Origin of the sequence: Pseudomonas sp. TCU-HL1 (assembly GCF_001708505.1) — a bacterium.
Lineage (GTDB): Bacteria > Pseudomonadota > Gammaproteobacteria > Pseudomonadales > Pseudomonadaceae > Metapseudomonas.
Genome location: NZ_CP015992.1, coordinates 2,349,642 through 2,374,584, shown reverse-complemented (window position 1 = coordinate 2,374,584; position 24,943 = coordinate 2,349,642). Strand labels below are relative to the sequence as shown.

General features: G+C 61.8%; 22 protein-coding genes. 4 read left to right on the top strand and 18 right to left on the bottom strand.

Features of this window, described 5'->3' with window-relative positions; all coding sequences use genetic code 11:
* Window positions 1–398: 398 nt before the first annotated feature.
* The 4 genes from htpG to THL1_RS10925 all read right to left on the bottom strand — a co-directional run bounded on the left by htpG (window position 399) and on the right by THL1_RS10925 (window position 4,614).
* On the bottom strand, window positions 399–2,297 hold the full coding sequence (gene htpG / locus THL1_RS10940) for a molecular chaperone HtpG (protein ID WP_069083291.1): 1,899 nt from the start codon (window positions 2,295–2,297) through the stop codon (window positions 399–401).
* 132 nt (window positions 2,298–2,429) lie between these two features.
* Window positions 2,430–3,677 carry an MFS transporter gene (locus THL1_RS10935; protein WP_069083290.1) on the bottom strand — a complete coding sequence of 416 codons (1,248 nt, stop codon included), beginning with the start codon at window positions 3,675–3,677 and terminating at the stop codon, window positions 2,430–2,432.
* Window positions 3,678–3,718: 41 nt separating this feature from the next.
* Entirely contained in the window at window positions 3,719–4,162 is a 444-nt protein-coding gene (locus tag THL1_RS10930) for a PaaI family thioesterase (RefSeq protein ID WP_069083289.1), read from the bottom strand.
* Window positions 4,159–4,614: a PaaI family thioesterase gene (locus THL1_RS10925; protein WP_069083288.1), complete on the bottom strand. Its 456-nt coding sequence runs from the start codon at window positions 4,612–4,614 to the stop codon at window positions 4,159–4,161. Before THL1_RS10925 ends, THL1_RS10930 begins: the two co-directional genes overlap by 4 nt.
* A gap of 172 nt (window positions 4,615–4,786) precedes the next feature.
* On the opposite strand from THL1_RS10925, the gene THL1_RS10920 reads away from it, so the two are divergent.
* Window positions 4,787–5,014, top strand: a complete 228-nt coding sequence (locus THL1_RS10920) for a hypothetical protein (protein WP_069086479.1) — start codon at window positions 4,787–4,789, stop codon at window positions 5,012–5,014.
* 59 nt (window positions 5,015–5,073) lie between these two features.
* Here the strand turns inward: THL1_RS10920 and THL1_RS10915 are convergent, their stop codons facing one another.
* Both THL1_RS10915 and THL1_RS10910 read right to left on the bottom strand, forming a co-directional pair.
* The gene (locus THL1_RS10915; RefSeq protein WP_069083287.1) at window positions 5,074–5,463 is read right to left on the bottom strand and encodes an MAPEG family protein; all 390 of its coding nucleotides are present in this window, start codon (window positions 5,461–5,463) and stop codon (window positions 5,074–5,076) included.
* Entirely contained in the window at window positions 5,460–6,209 is a 750-nt protein-coding gene (locus THL1_RS10910; protein WP_069083286.1) for a DUF599 domain-containing protein, read from the bottom strand. Before THL1_RS10910 ends, THL1_RS10915 begins: the two co-directional genes overlap by 4 nt.
* Before the next feature lie 325 nt (window positions 6,210–6,534).
* On the opposite strand from THL1_RS10910, the gene THL1_RS10905 reads away from it, so the two are divergent.
* Window positions 6,535–7,581: an alpha/beta fold hydrolase gene (locus tag THL1_RS10905; RefSeq protein ID WP_237234786.1), complete on the top strand. Its 1,047-nt coding sequence runs from the start codon at window positions 6,535–6,537 to the stop codon at window positions 7,579–7,581.
* Between the two features lie 91 nt (window positions 7,582–7,672).
* Window positions 7,673–8,998, top strand: coding sequence for an OprD family outer membrane porin (locus THL1_RS10900; RefSeq protein WP_069083284.1), 1,326 nt, complete (start codon window positions 7,673–7,675; stop codon window positions 8,996–8,998).
* A gap of 323 nt (window positions 8,999–9,321) precedes the next feature.
* Here the strand turns inward: THL1_RS10900 and brnQ are convergent, their stop codons facing one another.
* The 10 genes from brnQ to sdhC all read right to left on the bottom strand — a co-directional run bounded on the left by brnQ (window position 9,322) and on the right by sdhC (window position 22,282).
* Window positions 9,322–10,635, bottom strand: coding sequence for a branched-chain amino acid transport system II carrier protein (gene brnQ / locus THL1_RS10895; protein WP_069083283.1), 1,314 nt, complete (start codon window positions 10,633–10,635; stop codon window positions 9,322–9,324).
* Window positions 10,636–10,945: 310 nt separating this feature from the next.
* Entirely contained in the window at window positions 10,946–11,833 is an 888-nt protein-coding gene (gene sucD / locus THL1_RS10890) for a succinate--CoA ligase subunit alpha (protein WP_028629428.1), read from the bottom strand.
* Entirely contained in the window at window positions 11,833–13,002 is a 1,170-nt protein-coding gene (gene sucC / locus THL1_RS10885) for an ADP-forming succinate--CoA ligase subunit beta (RefSeq protein ID WP_069083282.1), read from the bottom strand. Before sucC ends, sucD begins: the two co-directional genes overlap by 1 nt.
* 199 nt (window positions 13,003–13,201) lie before the next feature.
* Window positions 13,202–14,638, bottom strand: coding sequence for a dihydrolipoyl dehydrogenase (lpdA, locus tag THL1_RS10880; RefSeq protein ID WP_069083281.1), 1,437 nt, complete (start codon window positions 14,636–14,638; stop codon window positions 13,202–13,204).
* Between the two features lie 69 nt (window positions 14,639–14,707).
* Window positions 14,708–15,925, bottom strand: coding sequence for a 2-oxoglutarate dehydrogenase complex dihydrolipoyllysine-residue succinyltransferase (gene odhB / locus THL1_RS10875; protein WP_069083280.1), 1,218 nt, complete (start codon window positions 15,923–15,925; stop codon window positions 14,708–14,710).
* Between the two features lie 44 nt (window positions 15,926–15,969).
* On the bottom strand, window positions 15,970–18,801 hold the full coding sequence (locus tag THL1_RS10870; RefSeq protein WP_069083279.1) for a 2-oxoglutarate dehydrogenase E1 component: 2,832 nt from the start codon (window positions 18,799–18,801) through the stop codon (window positions 15,970–15,972).
* A gap of 240 nt (window positions 18,802–19,041) precedes the next feature.
* A complete protein-coding gene (locus THL1_RS10865) occupies window positions 19,042–19,758 on the bottom strand; it encodes a succinate dehydrogenase iron-sulfur subunit (protein WP_069083278.1) in 717 nt (238 codons plus the stop codon).
* 11 nt (window positions 19,759–19,769) lie between these two features.
* On the bottom strand, window positions 19,770–21,542 hold the full coding sequence (gene sdhA, locus THL1_RS10860; protein ID WP_069083277.1) for a succinate dehydrogenase flavoprotein subunit: 1,773 nt from the start codon (window positions 21,540–21,542) through the stop codon (window positions 19,770–19,772).
* A gap of 3 nt (window positions 21,543–21,545) precedes the next feature.
* Window positions 21,546–21,914: a succinate dehydrogenase, hydrophobic membrane anchor protein gene (gene sdhD / locus THL1_RS10855; protein WP_069083276.1), complete on the bottom strand. Its 369-nt coding sequence runs from the start codon at window positions 21,912–21,914 to the stop codon at window positions 21,546–21,548.
* On the bottom strand, window positions 21,908–22,282 hold the full coding sequence (gene sdhC / locus THL1_RS10850; RefSeq protein ID WP_069083275.1) for a succinate dehydrogenase, cytochrome b556 subunit: 375 nt from the start codon (window positions 22,280–22,282) through the stop codon (window positions 21,908–21,910). The genes sdhD and sdhC overlap by 7 nt, the downstream gene beginning before the upstream one ends.
* 361 nt (window positions 22,283–22,643) lie before the next feature.
* Between sdhC and gltA the strand changes: the two genes are divergently transcribed.
* Complete coding sequence (gene gltA / locus THL1_RS10845) at window positions 22,644–23,930, top strand: citrate synthase (RefSeq protein WP_069083274.1); 1,287 nt, start codon at window positions 22,644–22,646, stop codon at window positions 23,928–23,930.
* 65 nt (window positions 23,931–23,995) lie between these two features.
* Here the strand turns inward: gltA and THL1_RS10840 are convergent, their stop codons facing one another.
* Together THL1_RS10840 and THL1_RS10835 are read right to left on the bottom strand one after the other, a co-directional pair.
* A complete protein-coding gene (locus THL1_RS10840) occupies window positions 23,996–24,598 on the bottom strand; it encodes an START domain-containing protein (RefSeq protein ID WP_069083273.1) in 603 nt (200 codons plus the stop codon).
* Between the two features lie 44 nt (window positions 24,599–24,642).
* Window positions 24,643–24,900 (bottom strand): YkgJ family cysteine cluster protein, encoded by a 258-nt coding sequence (locus THL1_RS10835; RefSeq protein ID WP_069083272.1) that lies wholly within the window; start codon window positions 24,898–24,900, stop codon window positions 24,643–24,645.
* Between the last annotated feature and the right edge of the window lie 43 nt (window positions 24,901–24,943).

Sequence of the window (24,943 nt, the reverse complement as noted above, 5' to 3'; positions counted from 1 at the left end):
GCCCTTCGTCGAAAAAAACGACTACTACGGCCTCTGCTGACTTCTCGCTCCGGCTGGCGCCGTCGCCCTTTCAGGCATGAGGCGAGATCTCCCCAGGTAAGGACGCACTCCTTCACTGCACAACCGCCGGATTTACGCCACTTCGCCTTGGCCACGAGAGCTTCGCGGCTTCTTGCCCGCTCGCCCTGCTCGGCAGCGCCTCGTATCCGATTCTTGTCCATCGGCTCGCAGTTTCGCTCCACGCTTCCTCCCCACGGTCGGTCGCCCTTCCGCAGTTGCGCTTCGCTTCGTTCGCTGTGGCCAGCTCACGGGAGGACTTACACCTCCAAGAGTGCGCCCATGCTGGGCGCACAAGAAAAAGGCCCGCAATCGCGGGCCCCTTTCGTTCCAGCCGGCAATCAGGCGGAAAGTTCCACCAGCAGCTTGTTCAGGCGGCGCACGTAGGCAGCCGGGTCCTTCAGGCTGTCGCCGGCGGCCAGGGCGGCCTGGTCGAAGAGGATGTGGGACAGCTCGCCGAAGCGGTCTTCATCCTGCTCGCCGTCAAGCTTCTCGATCAGCGGGTGAGCCGGATTGATTTCGAAGATCGGCTTGGAATCCGGCACCTTCTGGCCGCTGGCTTCGAGGATCTGGCGCATTTGCAGGCCCAGGTCCTGTTCACCGATGGCGAGGATGGCCGGAGAGTCGGTCAGGCGGTGGGACACGCGCACTTCACTGACCTGCTCATCCAGCGCCTTCTTCAGACGTTCGATCAGCCCTTCCTTGCTCTTGGCGACTTCTTCCTGGGCCTTCTTGTCTTCTTCCGAATCCAGCTTGCCGAGGTCGAGATCACCGCGGGCGACGTCGACGAAACCCTTGCCATCGAAGTCGGACAGGTAGCTCATCAGCCACTCGTCGATGCGGTCGGTGAGCAGCAGCACTTCGATGCCCTTCTTGCGGAAGACTTCGAGGTGCGGGCTGTTCCTGACCTGCGAATAGCTCTCGCCGGTGAGGTAGTAGATCTTGTCCTGACCTTCCTTCATGCGGCCAATGTACTCGGCCAGGGACACGCTCTGCTCACCGGAGTCGCCCTGGGTAGAGGCGAAGCGCAGCAGGCCGGCGATCTTCTCCTTGTTGGCGAAGTCTTCCGCCGGGCCTTCCTTCAGCACCTGGCCGAAGTTGCTCCAGAAACCCTTGTACTGCTCAGGCTCGTTCTTCGCCAGCTTCTCCAGCATGTCCAGCACGCGCTTGGTCAGGGCCGACTTCATGGAGTCGATCACCGGGCCTGATTGCAGGATTTCACGGGAGACGTTCAGCGACAGGTCGTTGGAGTCCACCACACCCTTGATGAAGCGCAGGTAGAGCGGCAGGAACTGGTCCGCCTGGTCCATGATGAACACGCGCTGCACGTACAGCTTGAGGCCGCGCGGGGATTCGCGGTGATACAGGTCGAACGGGGCGCGGGCCGGGACATAGAGCAGCGAGTTGTATTCCAGCTTGCCTTCGACCTTGTTGTGGCTCCAGGTCAGCGGGTTCTCGAAGTCGTGGGCAACGTGCTTGTAGAACTCCTGGTATTCCTCGTCCTTGACCTCGGTGCGCGGACGGGTCCACAGGGCGCTGGCCCGGTTGACGGTTTCCCATTCCGGCTCGGCGGGAGCGTCTTCACCGTGCTGCTCCTTCGGCAGTTCGATGGGTAGCGCGATGTGGTCGGAGTACTTCTTGATGACGTTGCGCAGGCGCCAGCCGTCGGCGAACTCCGCTTCATCGGACTTCAGATGCAGGACGATACGCGTGCCGCGCTCGGCCTTTTCGATCGTGGCGACGTCGAAATCACCCTCGCCCTTCGACGCCCAATGCACGCCCTCGGCGGCCGGCAGGCCGGCGCGGCGGGTAAAGACGTCCACTTTGTCGGCGACGATGAAGGCGGAATAGAAGCCCACGCCGAACTGGCCGATCAGGTGGGAGTCCTTCTTCTGGTCGCCGGAGAGGTTCTTCAGGAAGTCGGCAGTGCCGGATTTGGCGATGGTGCCCAGGTGCGCGATCACCTCGTCACGGCTCATACCGATGCCGTTGTCTTCGAGGGTGACGGTGCGCGCATCCTTGTCGAAGCTGACGCGGATCTTCAGCTCGGCACCACCCTCCAGCAGCTCGGGCTTGGCCAGCGCTTCGAAGCGCAGCTTGTCAGCGGCGTCGGAGGCGTTGGAAATCAACTCGCGGAGAAAGATTTCCTTGTTGGAATACAGGGAATGGATCATCAGGTGAAGCAGCTGCTTCACTTCGGTCTGGAAGCCCAGGGTTTCTTTTTGAGTTTCCACACTCATGGTCGTCGAACTCCACGTGGATGGTTTAAGCCGCACTACATGTGCGGCGGATGTCATTCAGATGGGGCCTTCGACAAGGATTTCAAGTGCTTAGCGAAAACACGATAACGGGCGACCCGACGCCCCGCAGGTTCAGGGCTCGAGCAGTTCGACCTCGGCGACCTCGTCAATCGAGAAACTGAAGCTGGCGATCCCTGCCCCACCCAGGTTGCGGCGAATCAGGATTCGGCCCTCGCGGTCCAGACCGGCAAAGCGCCCTTCGGCAGTGCTGCCACGCACTGTGTAAACACGCATGCCAAGCTCCTGGTACTGGCTGGGATTGCCCAGCAGGTGTTGCAGGGAGAAACGCAGGCGACGGTCCACTGGCCGCGCGGCATCAGCAGCGGCAGGCGCAGCATCAAGTGCCTCGCCCGCAGTTGAGGCGGAGCCTGGCGCGGGCAAGGGCGGGAAACTGTCGCGCTGTACGCGCCAGCCACGCACTTCGCTCCTGGTCAGTTGCAGCGGCAGGCGTTGGACCTGTCCATCGATTCGCGCCTCCACATCCAGGTCCAGCTGCCGCGCCGGCAGGCTAAACGCCGGCAGCTGTGCCAACTCAACCGTAGCCGTGGCGAAGCGACGCTGCAGATAATCGCGAATCACGAAGGCAACGGTATCGCGCGAGTCATACGCCGTATCCACTTGCCCATCGCGATAACGCAGGCGATCCGTGTAAACCTCCAGATGACCGCTGAGCGTGGTCGCGAATCTCGGCGGCAACACCAGGTGGAAGTCGCCAGCCAATCGGTTCGGCGCCACCGGCTGGAGGTCTAGATGCAGGGTGTAACCTCGGGGAATGCGCCGGGCCTCCGGCAGTTCCTGTTCCGGCAGCAACCAGCTGATCTCGATTTCAGGCTGTGGAGGGGCGTCCCTCGGCAGCACGTCCAGGCGCAGGGCACCTTCGGGCTGTTGGCCAATGCGGATGCTCAGTTCACGACGGGCATAGAAATCCTGGCCTTCACGCAGGCTGAGGATGCCGTCGACCAACTCGGCCTGCAACGGCATGAAACGCTGGCCATTGAGTTCGCCGTTGAGGCGGATTTCCAGCTCGGCGGCAGTTGGCTTGTCATCACCCAGCCAGCGCAGGCTGACGATCGCCTGCAGACGCTCCGGGTCTTGTGCGGCCAGCATGGTCAGCCCCACAACCAGCGGAATGAACCCCATGGCGCTCAGGGCCACCGCTTTGCGCGCGGTGCGCCAGTAACAGAGGACATAGGCCAGGGTGACCGGCGGCAGCAGGCTGCCAACCCCCCAGAGCAGGCTGGTACCAAACGCGAGCATCACCAGCCAGATCAGGCCGGTGACGATCAGCAACAGGCCACCGAGTATCAGTAACGCAACCATCGGGCTTTCCTTGTGGGCAACCGCGCGCCTGACGCCGCGCCTCAGGATTCGTCGACCTTGAAGTGGGCGCGGGCGGTGGCGATGGGTTCGGTCTGAGTGGTCTGCCAGGCGGTGATGGCGACGTTGGCGACGCGGCGGCCTTGTCGCCAGACCTGGCACTGGACGTAGGTGTCACGATAGTGACCGGCGCGCAGGTAATCTATCGAGAAGTCTATGATTTTGGGCATATGGGGCGTGCCCATGAACATCAACAGGTGGAGCATGGCCGCGTGCTCCATGAAGCCGGCGATCACGCCGCCATGAATGGCCGGCAGCGTCGGGTTGCCGATGTTGTCCTTGTTGGCCGGCAGACGGAAAACCATGTCGTCACCCAGGCGCAGGCACTCCATACCGATCAGCTTGGCGTAGGGAATCAGGCACACCAGCGAATCGTAGTCGTTCTTTTCGTGGGCTTCGCGCACCAGCGCGTTGAAGTCGAGGCTCATGCCGCACCTCCCCGCTTCAACTGGCCAGGCTTGCCCATGCGCATGAAGGCACCGACCACGTGGGCGATCGGCTGGTTCGGGTCATCCTGATAGGCATAGCCACGGGTGAAAATCACATTGGGTGTCACCCGGTAGCACTCGGCGAACCCGAAGACATCCTTGTTCGGCTCGGCCGGGTGCATGTAGTCGATGCGCAGGTCCAGGGTCGGGCAGATCTCGAACTCCGGCAGCACGCAGACGGTGGAAATGCCGCAGGTGGTATCCATCAGCGTGGTGATGGCGCCGCCATGGATAACCCCGGTTTCCGGATTGCCGATGATTTGGGGGCTGTAGGGCAGGCGCAGGGTCAGGCCGGCGGAGGTGGCGTCGTGCACGCTGAGGCCGAGCACCTGACAGTGGCGCAGTGCGGCGAGAAAGCGCTGCGCCCGTTCGATAAGGGAGTTGTCCGTCATGACTGCAACCTTGGCGGAGGATGGGCAAAGTGGCGAATCATACCCTGCCGGACATGTATTCGTTGTCGACGACTGCTCGGGCCAAGCTTTTTGTAATCAACGGTGGAACTTAGAAACCGATCACAAACTCCAACAGCTATCGATGAGGAAAGCCACACATGGAGGCTCAATGATGAAGAAAACCCTGTCTCTCGCCCTGCTCCTGGCCGCCAGCCTTGGTCTCGCTGCCTGCGACAAGAAGGAAGAGGCCCAGGCACCGGCGGCGCCGGCGACTGAATCCCAACCGAGCGCACCGGAAACGGCACCGACCCCGGCTCCGGCCCCTGAAGCCGCCCCGGCTCCGACCGAGCCAGCCCCGGCCGCGCCTGACACCGCGCCGACCGAAGAGAAAAGCCAGTAAGCGACTGCCTGCTGGAAACGACAAGGCCCGCTTATGCGGGCCTTGTCGTTTCCGGGGAATCATAGTGCCGGGCTGAGCATCAACAACAGGCAGCAGGCCAGGCCGACCACCCAGACCAGGCTGCGCGGAGTCGGTTTGTCGTTCCAGTAGAGGAACAGGTAGAGAACCCGCGAGACGATGAAGATGATCGCCAGCAGGTCGACGAAGTAACCCTGAGTCTGTGTAACGTGCGCCATGAGCACCCCCGCAGCGAACAAGGGGAAGATCTCAATGCTGTTCTGATGCGCCGCCAAGGCTCGCGCGCCAAAGCCGGACAGCCGCGCCTGCTGCGCCCGCGGGTTGCGATTGTCGTACCCCCTGCCCTCCTCGCTCATGGCCTTGGCCACAGGGGCCTTTGCCAGGTAGATGAGCAAGGCGGCAATGAACAGGCACCAGAACGGAATACTCATTCGACTTTCTCCTTGGGCGCTTCCAGCGCCTGGGTCGGGGTGTAGACCATCACATCCAGCACATCGGAATGGAACTCGCGGCGGTAGAGCACCAGCACAACGCCCGTGGTCACGATGATGAAGAACCAGGGATTGATGAACCAGGCCAGCATGGCCAGGCCGAAGTAGTAGCTGCGCAGGCCGAAGTTGAACTGGTTGGCGGCCAGCGACACCACGCGCGCGCCACGCTCGGCAAACGCTTTGCGCTCCTGTTCGCTGATGTGTTTCTCGCCGACCATCGGCGCCGAGCCCACCAGTACCGCAGCGAAGTTGTACTGGCGCATGCACCAACTGAAGGTGAAGAAGGCATAGACGAACACCACCGCTAGGCCCAGCAGCTTGAGCTCGGACATCCCCTGGCTGGCCGGTTGCACGAACGGCAGATCGGCCAGCACGGATACCGCGCGATCCGTGGAACCGAGCACAGTCAGGATGCCGGCGAGGATGATCAGGGTGCTGGAGGCGAAGAACGAGGCGTTGCGCTCGAGATTGGCGATGACGCTGGCATCGGCAATGCGGTTGTCACGCAGCAGCAGGCGGCGCATCCAGTCCTCGCGATAGAGGTGCAGAACCGAGGCCAGGCAGGCGGTGTCCCTGCCCTTCCAGATCGCATAGCGGGTGTAGCCGACCCAGCAGAGGATGAACCAGAGTACGGCAATCAGGTTCCACAGGTAATGGATGTCGAACAGCTCGGAAACGTCGGTCATGGGTGTCCTGGGCCGGTCAAGGGCCGGCCATGCTCATGGAGCCGATGAAGGCACGGCTGATAGACGACGCACTCTACAAAGAAGGCACCCGCTCCACGGGTATCCGTGGAGCAATTCGTGCGAAGGCCACGGATCTCCTGCGCAACCCCATCCCCTTAGCGCGTGTCTACCAATTGGTAATTTCCTACGCCAACCCCAGAAGCTTCTACCGAAGCACAAGCAACCGTAGTCGGTTCTCTTCAACAAACCGTCGAATCAGGGCAAATGGCACGATCGTGTCAGCTCCATGCTTGATCCGCGTACAACAACAAGAAGAGGCTGCCTCATGGATAGAAATACATGGCTGACGCTGGCTGGTGCTTTATGCCTATCGATCCTGCCGCAAGCAAGGGCCGAGGAACCGGAGCTGCAACGGGAGTTCGATCCCCTGGGGGCGACACTGCGGCATTGGTCCAGCCAGGGACGTACCCTGTTCTATATCGACGAAGGCCCACGCGAAGGAATTCCGGTGCTGCTGGTCGGCGGCAACGGCACCAGTGCCCGGGTGCTGGACCTGACCGGCTTCCTGCGCTCCAGCCGCGAACGCCTTAAGCTGCGGTTCATCAGCCTGGAGCGAAACGGCTTCGGCGCCACCGCCTACGACCCCTCCGGCGACTACCGCAGCTACAGCACGGCGGTCGCGGCACTGCTCGGTCACCTGGACATTGGCTCGTTTTCCCTGCTGGCGATCTCCGGAGGTGGCCCTTACGCCGCACAGATTGCCGCCGATCAGGCCGAGCAGCTGCGCTCGGTGCACTATGCCGCGGCCTTCTCACAGGTTGCCGGGGTGGTCGACGCCCCCGCGCACTGCAGCATGACGAAAGAACAGCTTCGCGAACTTGCCACCCCCTACACCACCCCGACCAACTGGTGGGCGATGCCTGCGGGTAGCGCGATCGAGCGCGTGCCCGGCTGGGCAGATGCCGCCTACGACGACGGGCTGCGGACCTTCTTCATGAAGGGGGCCGGGGAGTTCTCAGTACAGCCGCTGCTACACGAATGGCAACTGTACTGCCGTGAGAAGGTCGCAGCTGGCGACCGGGTGAAGGCGCCGGTATTCCTCTATGGCGGCAGTGCCGACACCTCGGTGCCTCCTGAACACATGGAGTTCTGGCGCCGTCACTATTCCAACGTCGCCCAGGTACGCCTCTATCCGGGTGAAGGCCACGACGTCCAGTACCGGCACTGGGGCCAGATCATGGCCGACATTGCCTACCTGGGGAAACGGACCCTGGTCTGCGATCAGGGCAAGTCTCTGCTGTTGGACAGCCAGGCAGCGCAACGACGTCTCGAACACGGCGCCAGCCTGGACGTCTGCGCCTGGGCCGACTGACTGCGCCCCAACTCCCCTTCTCCGTCACCATCAATGCATGCACCGCCGTGATGCTTCGGGGCGCACGGGACAAGAACAGAAGGAACTGACCATGTGCATTTCGTTACGGCAGGCCCTCCTCCTGGCCGCCTGTCCTGGCTTCGCCTCGATAGTACCGGCAACCGAGCAGCCGGCTGCGGGCGGCTTCGTCGAAGACAGTCGATGGCAGGGTTCGCTGCGCAACTTCTATCAGAATCGCGACTACCCCAACGCGATCGAGCAGCAGCAGCGCATGCGCCGTGAATGGGCGCAAGCCATCCGCAACGAATTCAATTCCGGCTACACCCCAGGCCGCGTCGGTTTCGGCCTGGACTTGCAGGGCTACCTCGGCCTCAAGCTGGATTCCACACCAGCCCACGCTGGCAGTGGCGCCCTGCCGCCCGGAGCATACGGCAAGCATGCAGCGGACAATTTCTCCCGCGCCGGCGGCGCGATCAGACTGAAACTCGAAGAAACGGTATTGCGCCACGGCGAGATGCGCCCGGACACGCCAATCTTCGCCACCGCGGATGATCGGGTCATTCCAGAGACAGCCATCGGCACTCTGCTCACCAGCGAGCGCTTCAACAACTGGACGCTTCATGCCGGGCGCTTCACTGCCCAAGGTCTATCGACCTCGTCCAGCCACAGGAACGAGCTGCTGTCCTACTACCAGTCACCCGCTGCATATGGCGTATTCAAGCGTGGCCAATACCTGGACTTGTTCGGCGCTATCTACAAGCCGACGCCGGCCTGGGAACTGGCCCTGTATGGCGCCGAATACCAGGAAACCTGGCGCCAGTACTATGCCAGGGCCAACTACGGCCACAGGCTCGGTGAGCAGGACTCGGTGCTTGTGAAACTCAACCTGTATCGCACCGACGATGTCGGCGCTGCCTACCAGGGCGATATCGAAAACATCGCATGGAGCGTTCTGGCCGCCTGGCTCCACGGTGCCCACACCCTGGTGTTTGCCCATCAGCGTATCGACAGCAATGTGCCCTTCGATTACCTCGGCGGTGCCTCGATAAAGCTGGCCAATGCGTTCACCTATTCGGACTTCAACGGCCCCAATGAACACTCCTCGCGCGTCAGTTACCGTTACGACCTCGCCGGCTGGGGCGTGCCGGGGCTGAAGTTCACCGCCAGCTATGTCAAAGGCGACAGAATCGACGGCAGCCACATGCCTATCAATAGCGGTTATCGCTGGTACGGTTATGGCGCCGACGGCAAGCACTGGGAACGCGACCTGCAATTCGACTATGTACTACAGAGCGGTCCAGCCAAAGGGACTTCGCTGATGCTGCGGCACGTCGTCCATCGCAGCAACGGCGGCACGTCCGAACTCGACAACGACGAACTTCGGCTGTTGCTCGACTATCCCTTCGACATCCTCTGACACCGCCTGCAAGGACCCGGCTTCGTCGAAACTGGACGTGCTTCGTGTTTCCCGGGAAGGATGCCGCCCGATGGAGTAATGATAAAACGCCGCTTGTCCTTAAGGAGGAGAGCGGCGTTTTTGGGTTTTGCTTGAAAGATTTTTTATCCGAGGCACCTATCCCTCGTAGGAACGAGTTCTGCTCGCGAACCCGCCTCCTTCGCGAGCAGAGCTCGCTCCTACAAGGCCTTCAGCACGATGGCCAAAACCTTAATAGCTGAAGCAGACATAGCCTGAGCGAACAGCATTACGTCCGATGGCGGCCTCCTTGCAGGCCCCCGGAATCAGGCGGTGACTTCCACCGGCTTGCCCAGCAGGCGATCGCAGAGGCTGGCCACGGCCAGGGCAGCGACGGCAGGCAGCAGCCACGCAAGGCCTTGCTCCGACAGCGGCAAATGGGACAGCCATTGCGGCATCCAGCCCGCCAGCTCAGCGCTCTTGAGCGCGTCGATCAGCCCGAACAGCAGGGAAACCAGCATCACCGGCGCCACCACACGGCCCGGCGAGTGCCACAGCCCCAGGCAGAAACTCAGCGCCACCAGCACGATGCACGGTGGATAGATAGCGGTGAGTACCGGCACTGAAACCTGGATCAGCTTGGTCAGGCCAAGGTTCGATACCAGCAGGCTGAACACGGCAAGGATGATCACCAGGCTGCGGTAGGAAAGCGGCAGCAGGCGGCTGAAGTACTCAGCGCAAGCGCAGGTCAGGCCGACGGCGGTTACCAGGCACGCCAGGGAAATCAGCAGAGCAAGGAAGGCGCTGCCCAGGTTACCGAAGGTGTGCTGCACATAAGCATGCAGTACCGCTGCGCCGTTGGCAGCTTCGCCCGCAATGCCATGGCTGTTGGCGCCCAGGCGGAACAAGCTGATGTAGACCAGGGCCAAGCCGACACCGGCAATCAGGCCGGCGATGATGGCGTAGCGGGTGATCAGGCGCGGCGACTCGACGCCACGGGAGCGGATGGCATTGACGATGACGATGCCGAACACCAGGGCACCCAGGGTATCCATGGTCAGGTAACCATTGATGAAGCCTTGGGAGAACGGTGCGGCCTGGTAGGCCGGGGTGGCGTCGCCGATCTCGCCCAGCGGCAGCGTGAAGGCGGCAATACCGAGAATCGCCAGCGCAATGATCTTCATTGGCGCAAGCACGCGACCCACGGTGTCCAGCAGACGGCCCGGATAGAGGGAGACGGCAAGGACTACCAGGAAGTACACCAGGCTGTACGCGAACAGGGCCACCGGCGTATCGCCGGTCAGGGGAGCCAGGCCCACTTCGAAGGAGACGGTAGCGGTACGCGGAGTCGCGAACAGCGGCCCCACCGAGAGGTAGCAGACTGCCGCCAGCAGCACGCCGGCTGTCTTGCCGATGGGACTGCTGAGCGAGTCCATCGCACCGCCGACCTTGGCCAACGCGATCACGGTGACGACGGGTAGGCCGACCGCGGTGATCAGGAAGCCCAGGGCGGCCATCCAGACATGGGGTCCGGACTGCAGGCCTACGATGGGCGGGAAGATGATGTTACCGGCCCCGACGAACAGAGCGAATGTCATAAAGCCAAGTGCCAGGATGTCCTGGCCTTTCAAGGATTTCATGGGGGAATTACCACATCGCTGAAACAGGGTTTACCGAAGGGGTTTCCCGATTGGGTCGGGGGAAACGTCATCCATCCGTTTGGGATTGATCGCTAATGCCCGACCTTTGCCCTTGTGGGGCATGGTGAGCAGCATGGTTGCAACCCTACCGATTTTACCGGGGGAAGCGCCTGACGCGGATCAGGTTGTCGGAGTAGCAACCGTTTCTGTCGCCTCTCCGACAGGCGGTTGCACATTTAACAGGAAAGGTTGCACCCGAAACGACAAAGGCCACCCCGAGGGGTGGCCTTTGTGAGGAGATCAAGGCGCCTTAGGCGTTCTTGACTTCCCAGCCGGTCAGCTCGGCCAGGGCCTTGCCGATGTCAGCCAGGGAACGCACGGTTTTGACACCTGCGTCCTGCAGGGCGGCGAACTTCTCGTCCGCAGTGCCCTTGCCACCGGAGATGATGGCGCCCGCGTGGCCCATGCGCTTGCCGGGCGGTGCGGTCACACCAGCGATGTAGGACACCACCGGCTTGGTCACGTTGGCCTTGATGAAGGCAGCAGCTTCTTCTTCAGCGGAACCGCCGATCTCGCCGATCATGACGATGGCTTCGGTCTGCGGGTCTTCCTGGAACAGCTTCAGGATGTCGATGAAGTTGGAGCCCGGGATCGGGTCACCACCGATGCCCACGCAAGTGGACTGGCCGAAACCGGCGTCGGTGGTCTGCTTCACGGCTTCATAGGTCAGGGTGCCGGAACGCGACACAATGCCTACCTTGCCCGGCAGGTGGATGTGACCCGGCATGATGCCGATCTTGCACTCCCCGGGAGTGATCACGCCCGGGCAGTTCGGGCCGATCAGGCGTACGCCCAGCTCGTCGCACTTGACCTTGGCGTCCAGCATGTCGAGGGTGGGGATGCCTTCGGTGATGCACACGATCAGCTTGATGCCGCCGTTGGCTGCTTCCAGGATCGAGTCCTTGCAGAACGGAGCCGGAACGTAGATGACCGAGGCTTCGGCGCCGGTGGCTTCAACGGCTTCCTTGACGGTGTTGAACACCGGCAGGCCCAGGTGGGTGGTGCCGCCCTTGCCGGGGGTCACGCCGCCAACCATCTTGGTGCCGTAGGCGATGGCTTGTTCGGAGTGGAAAGTACCCTGGCTACCGGTGAAGCCCTGGCAGATGACTTTGGTGTCTTTGTTGATCAGGACGCTCATTACTTGCCCTCCGCCGCGGCCTTGACGACTTGCTGTGCAGCGTCGGTCAGGCTGGTCGCCGCGATGATGTTCAGACCGCTCTCGGCCAGTACCTTGGCGCCGAGGTCAGCGTTGTTGCCTTCCAGACGAACCACGACCGGAACCTTCACGCCTACTTCCTTCACGGCACCGATGATGCCTTCGGCGATCATGTCGCAGCGGACGATACCGCCGAAGATGTTCACCAGAACGGCTTGCACGTTGCTGTCGGAGAGGATGATTTTGAACGCTTCGGTCACGCGCTCCTTGGTCGCACCACCGCCAACGTCGAGGAAGTTGGCCGGCTTGCCGCCGTGGAGGTTGACGATGTCCATGGTACCCATGGCCAGGCCGGCACCGTTGACCATGCAGCCAATGTTGCCTTCCAGGGCCACGTAGTTCAGTTCCCACTTCTGCGCATGGGCTTCACGAGCGTCGTCCTGGGACGGGTCGTGCATGGCGCGCAGCTTGGGCTGACGGTACATGGCGTTGCTGTCGATGTTGATCTTGGCGTCCAGGCAGTGCAGGTTGCCGTCTGCCTTGATTACCAGCGGGTTCACTTCCAACAGAGCCAGGTCGTAGTCCTGGAACAGCTTGGCCAGGCCAACGAAGATGTGGGTGAACTGCTTGATCTGGTCACCTTCCAGGCCCAGCTGGAATGCTAGCTCGCGACCCTGGTACGGCTGAGCGCCGACCAGCGGGTCGATGGTGGCCTTGAGGATTTTCTCCGGAGAGTCGTGAGCGACTTTCTCGATGTCCACGCCACCTTCGGTGGAAGCCATGAACACGATGCGGCGGCTGGAACGATCTACCACGGCGCCCAGGTACAGTTCCTTGGCGATGTCGGTGCAGGATTCAACCAGGATTTTGCTGACCGGCTGACCATTGGCGTCAGTCTGATAGGTCACCAGGCGCTTGCCCAGCCAGTTGGCGGCGAAGGCCTTGGCATCTTCCTTGCTTTTGACCAGCTTCACGCCGCCCGCTTTACCGCGGCCGCCAGCGTGGACCTGAGCTTTGACAACCCATTCGCTGCCACCGATTTTTTCGCAGGCTGCTGCGGCTTCTTCCGGGGTGTCTACGGCAAAGCCCTTGGATACGGGCAGGCCGTATTCAGCGAACAGCTGCTTACCCTGATACTCGTGGAGATTCATGCTTGTCTACCGTCTTCGTTTAGGTATTGCGCATTCGGCGCTGCATTCGTGGTGCCGCGCCACCTGTGACTGCTGATAAAGGCAGTCCGGCGGGCTTTCCGCGGCGAGTTCCGACCGATTGGCCGAAGCTCGCGACGGGCCACCCGCCGTGGTTCTTGGTCCTGCACAGGCCACGCGCGCGCCGTGCAGGAGGTATTGCTTAGCGCTTCTTGCGGTTGGCGATGTGAATGGCATGGCCATTCACCGCGAGGGCCGCTTCGTGCAGTGCTTCGGACAGGGTCGGGTGCGAGAAGACCATCATGCCCAGGTCTTCGGCACTGGTGCCGAACTCCATGCCGATGGCGCCCTGCTGAACCAGTTCCGCAGCACTCGGGCCAATCACATGGACGCCCAGTACGCGGTCGGTCTTGGCATCGGCGATGACCTTGACGAAACCGGCGGTGTCGTTGGCAGCCATGGCACGGCCGCTGGCGGCGAACGGGAAGGTGCCGACGTTGACCTCAACGCCTTCGGCCTTCAGAGCCTGTTCGGTCTTGCCGACCCATGCGATTTCCGGGTGGGTATAGATGACCGACGGGATCAGGTCGTAGTTCATCTGGGCTTTGTGGCCAGCGATGCGCTCGGCGACCATGATGCCCTCTTCCGATGCCTTGTGGGCCAGCATGGCGCCACGTACCACGTCACCAATGGCGTAAACGCCCGGCACGCTGGTCGCGCAATGGTCATCAACGAAGATGAAGCCGCGCTCGTCCATGGTCACGCCGCTGTCGGCAGCCAGCAGATCAGTGGTCACCGGGCGACGGCCCACGGCCACGATCAGCTTGTCGAAGGTTTCCTTCTGCTCGCCGTTGGCGTCGGTGAAGCTCACAGTGACCTGCTTCTTCTTCACTTCGGAGCCGGTCACGCGGGCACCCAGGCGAATCTTCAGGCCCTGCTTGGTGAGGACCTTCAGGGCTTCCTTGGAAACCTGCTCGTCGGCGGCCGGGAGGAACTTCTCCAGGGCTTCGATGACGGTGACTTCAGCGCCCAGACGGGCCCAGACGGAGCCCAGTTCGAGGCCGATGACGCCGGCGCCGATCACGCCCAGCTTCTTCGGAACGGCCTGGAAATCCAGGGCGCCAGTGGAGTCGACGATCACGTCCTGGTCGACCGGAGCCGGCGGGATGTCCACCGGCTTGGAGCCGGAAGCGAGGATCACGTTAACGGCTTCGACGATCTGCACCTTGCCGTCGGAGCCGGTGACTTCAACCTGCTTGTTGGCCAGCAGCTTGCCGTGACCTTCCAGCAGGGTCACACCGTTGGCCTTGAACAGGGTGCTCACGCCGCCGGTCAGGTTCTTCACGATGGTGTTCTTGCGACCCACCATCGCCGGTACGTCGATGGTGACGCCCTTGGCTTCGATGCCGTGGATTTTGAAGCCTTCGTGAGCCTCATGGTACTTGTAGGAGCTGTCCAGCAGCGCCTTCGACGGAATGCAGCCGACGTTCAGGCAGGTGCCGCCCAGAGCGGTCTTGCCTTCCTTGTCCTGGTACTTCTCGATGCAGGCGGTCTTCAGACCGAGCTGAGCTGCCTTGATGGCGGCAACGTAGCCGCCGGGGCCCGCACCAATCACTACCACGTCGAATTTCTGGGTCATAACTCATTCCTTCTCGGATAAAACCGGACGACCCCTTTCACAAGGGGTCGCCGTGGGAGAGGCTGGCGATCAGATGTCCAGCAGCAGACGAGCCGGGTCTTCCAGCAGGTTCTTGATGGTCACCAGGAAACTGACCGCTTCCTTGCCATCGATCAGGCGGTGATCGTAGGACAGGGCCAGGTACATCATCGGGCGGATAACGACCTGACCGTTGATGGCCATCGGGCGCTGAATGATGTTGTGCATGCCGAGGATGGCTGCCTGCGGCGGGTTGACGATCGGGGTCGACATCATCGAACCGAACGTACCGCCGTTGGTGATGGTGAAGGTGCCACCGGTCATTTCATCGATCGACAGCTTGCCGTCACGCGCCTTCTTGCCGAAGGTAGCGATGCCGCTTTCGACTTCGGCCAGGCTCATCAGCTCGGCATTGCGAAGTACCGGTACCACCAGGCCACGGTCGCTGGATACGGCAACGCCGATGTCCTGGTAGCCGTGGTAGACGATGTCGGAACCATCGATCGAAGCGTTGACCGCCGGGAAACGCTTCAGCGCTTCGACGGAAGCCTTGACGAAGAACGACATGAAGCCCAGGCGCACGCCGTTGTGGGTCTTCTCGAACAGGTCCTTGTACTTCGAACGCAGGGCCATGACTTCGGTCATGTCCACTTCGTTGAAGGTGGTCAGCATCGCCATGTTCGACTGGGCTTCGACCAGGCGCTCGGCGACCTTGGCACGCAGGCGGGTCATCGGTACGCGCTTCTCGACGCGGTCACCCGCGGCGAAGATCGGCGCCTCGCCAGCCGGGGCGGCCGGCTTGGCAGCGGCGGCCGGAGCGGACTTCTTGGCTTCCACGGCGGCAACCACGTCTTCCTTGGTCACACGACCGCCCTTGCCGGTGCCGGCAATGCTGTTCGCGTCGATGCCATTCTCTTCGGCCAGCTTACGGGCGGCCGGAGAGAGGATGGCGTCGTCAGCAGCAGCCGGGGCAGCAGCCTGGGCAGCGGGAGCGGCAGCAGGAGCAGCAGCGGCCGGGGCGGCAGCAGCGGCGCCAGCGTTCAGCTTGCCCAGCAGTTCGCCGCTGAGGACGGTGTCGCCCTCGTTCTTGACGATTTCAGCCAGGACGCCGTCGGCTTCCGCCAGGACTTCCATGACCACTTTGTCGGTTTCGATGTCGACGATCAGCTCGTCGCGCTTGACCGCATCGCCCGGCTTCTTGTGCCAGGTAGCCACGGTGCCGTCGGCAACCGATTCCGGGAAAGTGGGGGCTTTGATCTCGATAGCCATTGTTCAGGGTTCCTATCTAATTCGGTTTCTTCTGCGCGAAGGCGTTAAACAGTAAAGGCGTCTTGCAGCAGTTTTTCCTGCTGCTCGGCGTGCAGGGAGGCATAACCGCAAGCCGGTGCCGCCGAACCTTCACGACCGGCGTACTCGAGGAACAAGCCCTTCTTGTGGGCTGCCGCAACGCGACGCATGTGGTGCTGGCTGCAGTACCAGGCGCCCTGGTTCATAGGCTCTTCCTGGCACCAGACGATGTGCTTGAGGTTCTTGTACGGAGCCAGGACCTCGGCCAGATCGTCTTCGGGGAACGGGTACAGCTGCTCGATACGCACGATGGCGATATCTTCGCGACCTTCGGCACGACGCTTCTCCAGCAGGTCGTAATAGACCTTGCCGCTGCACAGGACGATACGGTCGACTTTCTTCGGGTCGATCGCGTCGATCTCGCCGATGACGGTCTGGAAGGAGCCTTCGGCCAGGTCTTCCAGGGTCGAGATGGCCAGTTTGTGGCGCAGCAGGGACTTCGGCGTCAGGGCTACCAGCGGCTTGCGCAGTGGGCGGATCACCTGGCGGCGCAGCATGTGGTAGACCTGGGCCGGAGTCGTCGGCACGCAAACCTGGATGTTGTGCTCGGCGCACAGCTGCAGGTAGCGCTCCAGACGCGCGGAAGAGTGTTCCGGACCCTGGCCTTCATAGCCGTGAGGCAGCAGCATGGTCAGGCCGCAGAGACGGCCCCACTTGTGTTCGCCACTGGTGATGAACTGGTCGATCACCACCTGGGCACCGTTGGCGAAGTCACCGAACTGGGCTTCCCAGATCACCAGTGCGTTCGGCATGGTGGTGGAATAGCCGTATTCGAAGGCCAGTACGGCTTCTTCCGACAGGTAGGAGTCGTACAGCTCGAAGGGCGGCTGCTCAGCGAACAGATGCTTCAGCGGCAGGTAGGTGTTGGCGTCCTTCTGGCTATGCAGCGCCGCGTGGCGATGCGAGAAGGTGCCACGGCCCACGTCCTGACCGGTGATACGTACCGGGTGGCCTTCGAACAGCAGGGTGGCGTAGGCCATGGTCTCGGCGTAACCCCAGTTGATCGGCATCGCACCAGCGCCCATCTTCTGGCGGTCTTCGAGGATCTTGGCGACCTGGCGCTGGACCACGAAGCCTTCCGGGATCTCCTGCAGCTTGGCGGAGAGTTCCTGGAGGGTCTTCAGATCGAAGCGGGTGTCATGGCGCGCGGTCCAGGCGTGGCCTAGGTACGGGCGCCAGTCGACGAAGAGCTCCTTATTGGGCTCCTTGACCAGGCTCTTGACCACGTGCTGGCCATTGTCCAGGGCGGTGCGGTACTCATCGATCTTGGCCTGGACGCTGGCGCTGTCGAGGGCACTGGTCTGAATCAGCGCATCGGCGTACAGCTCGCGGGTGGTGCGCTGCTTGCTGATCTGCTGGTACATCAGCGGCTGGGTGCCGTTCGGCTCGTCGGCCTCGTTGTGACCACGACGGCGGTAGCAGACCAGGTCGATGACCACGTCACGCTTGAACTGCATGCGGTAATCGACAGCCAGTTGGGTGACGAACAGTACCGCTTCCGGATCGTCGCCGTTCACGTGCAGGATCGGTGCCTGGATCATCTTGGCAACGTCGGTGCAATACTCGGTGGAGCGCGAGTCTTCCGGACGGCTGGTGGTGAAGCCAACCTGGTTGTTGATCACCAGATGGATGGTGCCGCCCGTCTTGTAGCCACGGGTCTGCGACATCTGGAAGGTTTCCATGACCACGCCCTGGCCGGCGAAGGCCGCGTCGCCGTGGATGGAGATCGGCAGAACCTTGTCGCCGGCCTTGTCCTGGCGGCGGTCCTGACGGGCACGCACGGAACCCTCGACCACCGGAGAAACGATTTCCAGGTGGGACGGGTTGAACGCCAGCGCCAGGTGAACTTCGCCGCCCGGAGTCATGACGTTCGAGGAGAACCCCTGGTGGTACTTCACGTCACCGGAGGACAGGCCCTCGGTCTTCTTGCCTTCGAATTCGTCGAACAGGTCACGCGGGTTCTTGCCGAAGGTGTTGACCAGAACGTTCAGACGGCCGCGGTGGGCCATGCCGATGACGATTTCCTTCAGGCCGTAGGAGCCGGAGCGCTGGATGATTTCGTCCAGCAGCGGGATCAGGCTCTCGCCGCCTTCCAGGCCGAAGCGCTTGGTGCCCGGGTACTTGGTGCCCAGGTACTTTTCCAGGCCCTCGGCCGCGGTCAGGCGCTCGAGCAGGTGGCTCTGCACTTCCTTGGAGAACGCAGGGCGGCCGCGCACGCTTTCGAGGCGCTGCTGGAACCACTTGCGCTGCTCGGAATCGACGATGTGGGTGAACTCGGCACCGATGGTGCGGCAATACGTCTCGTTGAGGGTCTGCTGAATCTCGCGCAGAGTAGCCTCTTCCTTGCCGATGTAGAGCTCACCTGTACGGAAGGTGGTATCGAGGTCGGCGTCGGTCAGACCGTAATGGCGGATCGACAGATCGGCGGGAGCCGGACGCTGCCACAGGCCAAGCGGGTCAAGCTTGGAGGCCTGGTGGCCGCGCATGCGGAAAGCCTGGATCAGGCGCAGGACTTCGACCTGCTTCTTCTCATGTTCACTGCTCACGGCACCAGCGGAAACCGGCTGAGCGCGGCGCTGGTTCTTGGCGAGCAGAACGAAATGATCTCGGACAGTGGAGTGCGAAACGTCGGTGGCAAGATTGCCGTCGGTCGGCAACTTCTGGAAGTAGGTGCGCCACTCTTCGGGCACAGCGTTGGGATCGTGCAGGTAGAGCTCATAGAGCTCTTCCACATATGCAGCGTTACCACCGGATAGGTGGGCGCTGTTCCACATGCGCTGCATTTCGCTTTCTTGCATGCTTTGTCACCCTCGATAAGGGGACACCATCGGCATGGAAACCACTAGGGCTAAGAAGTCCTGGCACAGCGACTGAAGCCACCAAGGATCCCGCAGATAGTCCGGGCACCAGCCCGGTTGCCCCTGCTGGTCATCTATATATTTTTCAAATAAGGAACACGGCTTTGTGGGCTGCGTTCCTGGTTGTACTGCGGCACCGGCCAGGCCGGTACCGCAGGTGTTGCGCGTACAGCAATCGAATCAGGTACCGCTCTGCAGCAGCATGTTGCGTACGTGGCCGATCGCCTTGGTCGGGTTCAGACCCTTCGGGCAAACGCTCACGCAGTTCATGATGCCGCGGCAACGGAACACGCTGAACGGGTCGTCCAGTGCGGCCAGTCGCTCTTCGGTCTTGTTGTCACGGCTGTCGGCCAGGAAACGGTAGGCCTGCAGCAGCGCAGCGGGACCGAGGAACTTGTCGGGGTTCCACCAGAAGGACGGGCAGGAAGTCGAGCAGCAAGCGCACAGGATGCACTCGTACAGACCGTCGAGCTTTTCGCGCTCTTCCGGAGACTGCAGACGCTCGATGGCCGGGGCCGGAGTATCGTTCTGCAGGAAGGGTTTCACCTTCTCGTACTGCTTGTAGAAGATGCTCATATCGACGACCAGGTCACGGATGACCGGCAGGCCCGGCAGCGGGCGAATCACCAGCTTGCCACCCTTAAGGCCGGCAGCGGACAGCGGCGTGATGCACGCGAGGCCGTTCTTGCCGTTGATGTTCATGCCGTCGGAACCGCAAACGCCTTCACGGCAGGAACGACGGTAGGAGAAACCCTCGTCCTGTTCCTTGATCAGCGCCAGCACGTCGAGGACCATCACGTCCTTGCCGTCGGTGTCGACCTGGAAATCCTGCATGGTCGGAGCGCTATCGCGCTCCGGGTTGTAGCGATAGACGCTGACAGTGAGAGTGTTGGACATGTCGGCCACCCTTAATAAGTACGCACTTTGGGTTCGAACGCCGGAACGGTCTTCGGCGCGAAGTTGACAGCGCGCTTGGTAACGCGCTTCTCACCCGGGAAGTACAGGGTGTGGCACAGCCAGTTCTCGTCATCGCGATCTTCGAAGTCTTCGCGGGCGTGTGCACCACGGGACTCTTTACGGACTTCTGCGGCGATCGCGGTGGCTTCGGCAACTTCCAGCAGGTTCTGCAGCTCCAGCGCTTCGATACGCGCGGTGTTGAAGGCCTGGGACTTGTCGGAGATCTTGACCTGAGCGATACGCTCGCGCAGATCGGCCAGCTGGGTGATACCCTTCTGCATGTATTCGCCGGTACGGAACACACCGAAGTAGTTCTGCATGCACTGCTGCAGCTCGCGCTTCAGCGGGGCGACTTCTTCGCCGCTGGTGCGCTCGTTCACGCCGGACAGACGCTTGAGGGACAGCTCGAGATCGGTCTCGCTGGCGCCACGCACCTCGATACCTTCCTTGAGCGCCTTCTCCAGGTGCAGACCGGCAGCGCGGCCGAACACAACCAGGTCGAGCAGCGAGTTGCCGCCCAGGCGGTTGGCGCCGTGAACCGACACGCAAGCGACCTCACCCACGGCGAACAGGCCTTCGACGATGGTGTCGTTGCCGTTGGCGTCCTGGGTGATGGCCTGACCGTGAATGTTGGTGGCAACGCCGCCCATCATGTAGTGGCAGGTCGGAATAACAGGGATCGGCGCGACGACCGGATCGACGTGCGCGAAGGTCTTGGACAGTTCGCAGATGCCGGGCAGGCGGCTGTGCAAAACGTCTTCGCCCAGGTGGTCGAGCTTCAGCAGCACGTGGTCCTTGTTCGGGCCCACGCCGTTACCGGCGATCACTTCCTTGACCATGGAACGGGCAACCACGTCGCGGCCAGCCAGATCCTTGGCGTTCGGAGCATAACGCTCCATGAAGCGCTCGCCATGGGCGTTGATCAGGTAGCCACCCTCGCCACGGCAACCTTCGGTCACCAGAACACCGGCACCGGCGATACCGGTCGGGTGGAACTGCCACATTTCGATGTCTTGCACCGGCACACCAGCGCGCAGGGCCATGCCCACGCCGTCGCCAGTGTTGATCAGGGCGTTGGTGGTGGAGGCGTAGATTCGACCAGCACCGCCAGTGGCCAGAACCACGGCCTTGGAGCGGATGTAGACGGTTTCACCGGTTTCGATGCAGATGGCGATGATACCGACGACGGCGCCATCCTGGTTCTTCACCAGGTCAACGGCGTACCACTCGTTGAGGAACGCGGTGCCGCTCTTCAGGTTGGCCTGGTACAGGGTGTGCAGCAGGGCGTGACCGGTACGGTCGGCCGCAGCGCAAGTACGGGCAGCCTGGCCACCCTTGCCGAAGTCCTTGGACTGGCCGCCGAACGGGCGCTGATAGATGCGGCCCTGCTCGGTACGGGAGAACGGCAGACCCATGTGCTCCAACTCGAACACGGCTTCCGGACCGACGGAGCACATGTATTCGATGGCATCCTGGTCACCGATGTAGTCGGAACCCTTGACGGTGTCGTACATGTGCCAGCGCCAATCGTCGTTCGGGTCGGCCGAAGCGATGGCACAGGTGATGCCACCCTGGGCAGAAACGGTGTGGGAGCGGGTCGGGAAGACCTTGGTCACCACGGCAGTTTTGTGGCCGCCCTGGGCCAGTTGCAGCGCAGCACGCATGCCGGCGCCGCCGCCACCTACGATGATGGCGTCAAAAGAAAGAGTACGAATGCTAGCCATGGATCACACACCCCAGAGAATCTGCACGCCCCAGACGAAGAACGCGAACATTGCAATGCCGCATACCGCCTGGAACAGGAAACGCACGACAGTCGCCGCCTTGCCCAGCGCCATGGGCGTCAGGTAGTCGGTGGAGATGGTCCACATGCCGACCCAGGCGTGAACGCTCAGGGCGACCAGGGCCAGCAGGCTGAAGATGCGCATCGCGGTGTGGGAGAACAGACCATGCCACTCGGCGTAGGTCAGACCCGGATTGAACAGCAGGTAGCCCAGCAGGAAAAGGAAATAAGCCGCGAGAACCACCGCAGATACACGCTGGGCCATCCAGTCATAGAGGCCCGAACGGGAGAAGTTCGTGACGTTGGTTACCATACCCACACCCCCAGCAGCACGATCAGCACCGCAGAAACTACGATGACGATTTTCGAGCCCAGCTTGCCGCCCTCGAGCGTCTCGCCGACGCCCGCATCCATTACCAGGTGGCGCACACCGGCAACCAGGTGGTAAAGCAGCGCGGACAGGAGGCCCCAAATCACCAGCTTGGCCAGCGGACTGGCCAGGCACGTTTTAACCTGCTCGAAGCCTTCCTCGGAGCTCAGCGACCTGTCGAGTGCGAACAGCAGCACAGCAATGCCGAAGAAGAGGATGACGCCGGAGATACGATGCAGGATGGACGTGTAAGCAGTGATGGGGAGTTTGATGGTCCTGAGATCTAGGTTTACAGGTCGTTGGCTATTCACGGCTTTTTTTCACACTGAGGCCCCTAACAAACAGGGCAAGTTGTCGGGAAGTGCACTGATCAGGTACCCCTCACCAAAGGGAGTGCCGACCTCCAGAATATGGGCCCACGGCCCCTGGCGATCGGGCGCTGAGTATAGACAGTTAGCTGACTAATGACAATGCGAAGCCCTGCCCCAAAAAGCGGATTGCGCTGCCTATATAAAAGGCGTAAATGGCCCCCTTTTTTTCACCTGAAAACCCACGCAAACCCCACTGCCACATGGGTTTCTTCAAATTGACATTCGAATTTATACCTCTATAGTGTCCCGGGCCCTGCGTGGGGGGCTGTCTGATGATTTCAAGCATAACTAGGAGGCCGTTATGGCTGACAAAAAAGCGCAGTTGATCATCGAGGGCGCAGCCCCCGTAGAGCTGCCCGTTCTGTCCGGAACCATGGGTCCCGACGTAGTCGATGTGCGGGGCCTGACCTCCACGGGCTGCTTCACCTTTGATCCTGGCTTTATGTCGACCGCCTCTTGCGAGTCGAAGATCACCTACATCGACGGCGACAAGGGCGTACTGCTGCACCGCGGCTACCCGATCGAGCAGTTGGCAGAGAAATCCGACTACCTGGAAACCTGCTACCTGCTACTGAACGGCGAGCTGCCGAACGCTGAAGAGAAGGCCAAGTTCGTTGGCACCATCAAGAACCACACCATGGTTCATGAGCAGCTGAAGAGCTTCTTCAATGGCTTCCGCCGCGACGCGCACCCAATGGCGATCATGTGCGGCGTGGTCGGCGCGCTCTCCGCCTTCTACCACGACTCCCTCGACATCAATAACCCGCAGCACCGCGAAGTTTCCGCGATGCGTCTGGTTGCCAAGATGCCGACCATTGCAGCGATGGCCTACAAGTACTCCATGGGTCAGCCCATGATGTACCCGCGTAACGACCTGAATTACGCGGAAAACTTCCTGCACATGATGTTCAACACCCCGGCCGAGATCAAACCGATCAGCCCGGTACTGGCCAAGGCCATGGACCGCATCTTCATCCTGCATGCGGACCACGAGCAGAACGCCTCTACCTCCACCGTCCGCCTGGCGGGCTCTTCCGGCGCCAACCCCTTCGCCTGTATCGCTGCCGGCATCGCGGCCCTCTGGGGCCCGGCACACGGCGGCGCCAACGAAGCCGTGCTGAGCATGCTGGACGAGATCGGCGACGTATCGAACATCGACAAGTTCATCGCCAAGGCGAAGGACAAGAACGATCCGTTCAAGCTGATGGGCTTCGGCCACCGCGTCTACAAAAACTTCGACCCGCGCGCCAAGGTCATGAAGCAGACCTGCGACGAAGTCCTGGCCGAGCTGGGTATCAACGATCCGCAGCTGGAACTGGCGATGAGGCTCGACGAGATCGCGCGCAACGATCCTTACTTCAAGGAGCGCAATCTCTACCCGAACGTAGACTTCTACTCGGGCATCATCCTGAAGGCCATCGGTATTCCGACCAGCATGTTCACCGTAATCTTCGCCCTCGCGCGCACCGTGGGCTGGATTTCGCACTGGAAGGAAATGCTCTCCAGCCCGTACAAGATTGGCCGTCCGCGCCAGTTGTACACCGGCTACGAGCAGCGTGACTTCGTGTCGCTGGAAAGCCGCAAGTAAGACCGAAGCTCCAATGAAAAAGGCTGCCGGATGGCAGCCTTTTTTATTTCAACACGGTCTAGCGATCAGTGCCTTTCCGCCCGCTGGCGCATCGCCTTCAGCGTATTAAAAGGCGCGTCGACCACAAAACTGTTCGCCAGCCAGGATGGTACGCTCCCCCCCGGCTCGGTGTGGACCTGGTAAGTCACTTCGACCTCCCCCGCACTTTTCGGCACCAGTTTCCAGAACCCGTCCACCTGAGTGACCCGCACATAGCCATTGGACTCAGGCAAATACTTCGGCACCCCTTCGAGAATGCGCGTGACACTGCCATCCGCCCCCAATTGCGACGTGACATGGATCACCGAATCCCGCGGAGTCACCGGCCAGGGCGTATTGAAGCGGGTGTAGGTCCAGCTTTGCTGCCCCTCATTCTTGAGCAGTTTCTGGTCCTTGCACTCATGAATCCAGGCACAGGAACCGGAAACATCCTCCTGCAGCGCACGCAGCGTGGCGATATCGGTCTTCATGACGGCGACGCCGCGATAGGCCTTGTACCTGGACCCCGGCACCTCACTGAGGAACACCCTGATGCCGTCTTCATCCCTGGCCAGCTTCCACTCCTCGGCCTGGACGACGGATGTCGCAAACAGACCCAGGGCGCAAAGCGCCGCGACCTTGACTCTCATGATCTCTCCTTGCTCAGACTGCCGGGCTCTTGCCGGCTTATGGATCAGGCTGCCGAGGTCGCCTGCTCCCACCAACCGATCAGGCGAATGGCCTCTTCCCGGCTTTCACCGCACATCTCAGGGTCGGCGTCGAAGTCGCCGCACACGGCAGGGCGGCGCGGATCGCCGAATAACAGACAAAGGTTCTCCGCGGACAAATGCAGGCAACGCTCACCGGCCGGCTTGCCTGCCGGCATGCCCGGTAACGGCGAGCTGATGGACGGCGCAATGCAGCAGGCACCACAGCCTGGTCGGCAAAGCATGATGAAGTACCTCGAACGACGGGGATGGCAGCCAAGGCTGCCA

What these genes read in the sequence shown, in the direction of transcription:
- htpG (WP_069083291.1), bottom strand. Translation starts at nt 2,297, where the DNA reads ATGAGTGTGGAAACTCAAAAAGAAACCCTGGGCTTCCAGACCGAAGTG.
- gltA (WP_069083274.1), top strand. Translation starts at nt 22,644, where the DNA reads ATGGCTGACAAAAAAGCGCAGTTGATCATCGAGGGCGCAGCCCCCGTA.
- THL1_RS10840 (WP_069083273.1), bottom strand. Translation starts at nt 24,598, where the DNA reads ATGAGAGTCAAGGTCGCGGCGCTTTGCGCCCTGGGTCTGTTTGCGACA.
- sdhA (WP_069083277.1), bottom strand. Translation starts at nt 21,542, where the DNA reads ATGGCTAGCATTCGTACTCTTTCTTTTGACGCCATCATCGTAGGTGGC.
- THL1_RS10935 (WP_069083290.1), bottom strand. Translation starts at nt 3,677, where the DNA reads ATGGTTGCGTTACTGATACTCGGTGGCCTGTTGCTGATCGTCACCGGC.
- brnQ (WP_069083283.1), bottom strand. Translation starts at nt 10,635, where the DNA reads ATGAAATCCTTGAAAGGCCAGGACATCCTGGCACTTGGCTTTATGACA.
- THL1_RS10915 (WP_069083287.1), bottom strand. Translation starts at nt 5,463, where the DNA reads ATGAGTATTCCGTTCTGGTGCCTGTTCATTGCCGCCTTGCTCATCTAC.
- THL1_RS10905 (WP_237234786.1), top strand. Translation starts at nt 6,535, where the DNA reads ATGGATAGAAATACATGGCTGACGCTGGCTGGTGCTTTATGCCTATCG.
- THL1_RS10920 (WP_069086479.1), top strand. Translation starts at nt 4,787, where the DNA reads ATGAAGAAAACCCTGTCTCTCGCCCTGCTCCTGGCCGCCAGCCTTGGT.
- THL1_RS10925 (WP_069083288.1), bottom strand. Translation starts at nt 4,614, where the DNA reads ATGACGGACAACTCCCTTATCGAACGGGCGCAGCGCTTTCTCGCCGCA.
- THL1_RS10910 (WP_069083286.1), bottom strand. Translation starts at nt 6,209, where the DNA reads ATGACCGACGTTTCCGAGCTGTTCGACATCCATTACCTGTGGAACCTG.
- sucD (WP_028629428.1), bottom strand. Translation starts at nt 11,833, where the DNA reads ATGAGCGTCCTGATCAACAAAGACACCAAAGTCATCTGCCAGGGCTTC.
- THL1_RS10870 (WP_069083279.1), bottom strand. Translation starts at nt 18,801, where the DNA reads ATGCAAGAAAGCGAAATGCAGCGCATGTGGAACAGCGCCCACCTATCC.
- sucC (WP_069083282.1), bottom strand. Translation starts at nt 13,002, where the DNA reads ATGAATCTCCACGAGTATCAGGGTAAGCAGCTGTTCGCTGAATACGGC.
- sdhD (WP_069083276.1), bottom strand. Translation starts at nt 21,914, where the DNA reads ATGGTAACCAACGTCACGAACTTCTCCCGTTCGGGCCTCTATGACTGG.
- THL1_RS10900 (WP_069083284.1), top strand. Translation starts at nt 7,673, where the DNA reads ATGTGCATTTCGTTACGGCAGGCCCTCCTCCTGGCCGCCTGTCCTGGC.
- THL1_RS10865 (WP_069083278.1), bottom strand. Translation starts at nt 19,758, where the DNA reads ATGTCCAACACTCTCACTGTCAGCGTCTATCGCTACAACCCGGAGCGC.
- odhB (WP_069083280.1), bottom strand. Translation starts at nt 15,925, where the DNA reads ATGGCTATCGAGATCAAAGCCCCCACTTTCCCGGAATCGGTTGCCGAC.
- THL1_RS10835 (WP_069083272.1), bottom strand. Translation starts at nt 24,900, where the DNA reads ATGCTTTGCCGACCAGGCTGTGGTGCCTGCTGCATTGCGCCGTCCATC.
- lpdA (WP_069083281.1), bottom strand. Translation starts at nt 14,638, where the DNA reads ATGACCCAGAAATTCGACGTGGTAGTGATTGGTGCGGGCCCCGGCGGC.
- THL1_RS10930 (WP_069083289.1), bottom strand. Translation starts at nt 4,162, where the DNA reads ATGAGCCTCGACTTCAACGCGCTGGTGCGCGAAGCCCACGAAAAGAAC.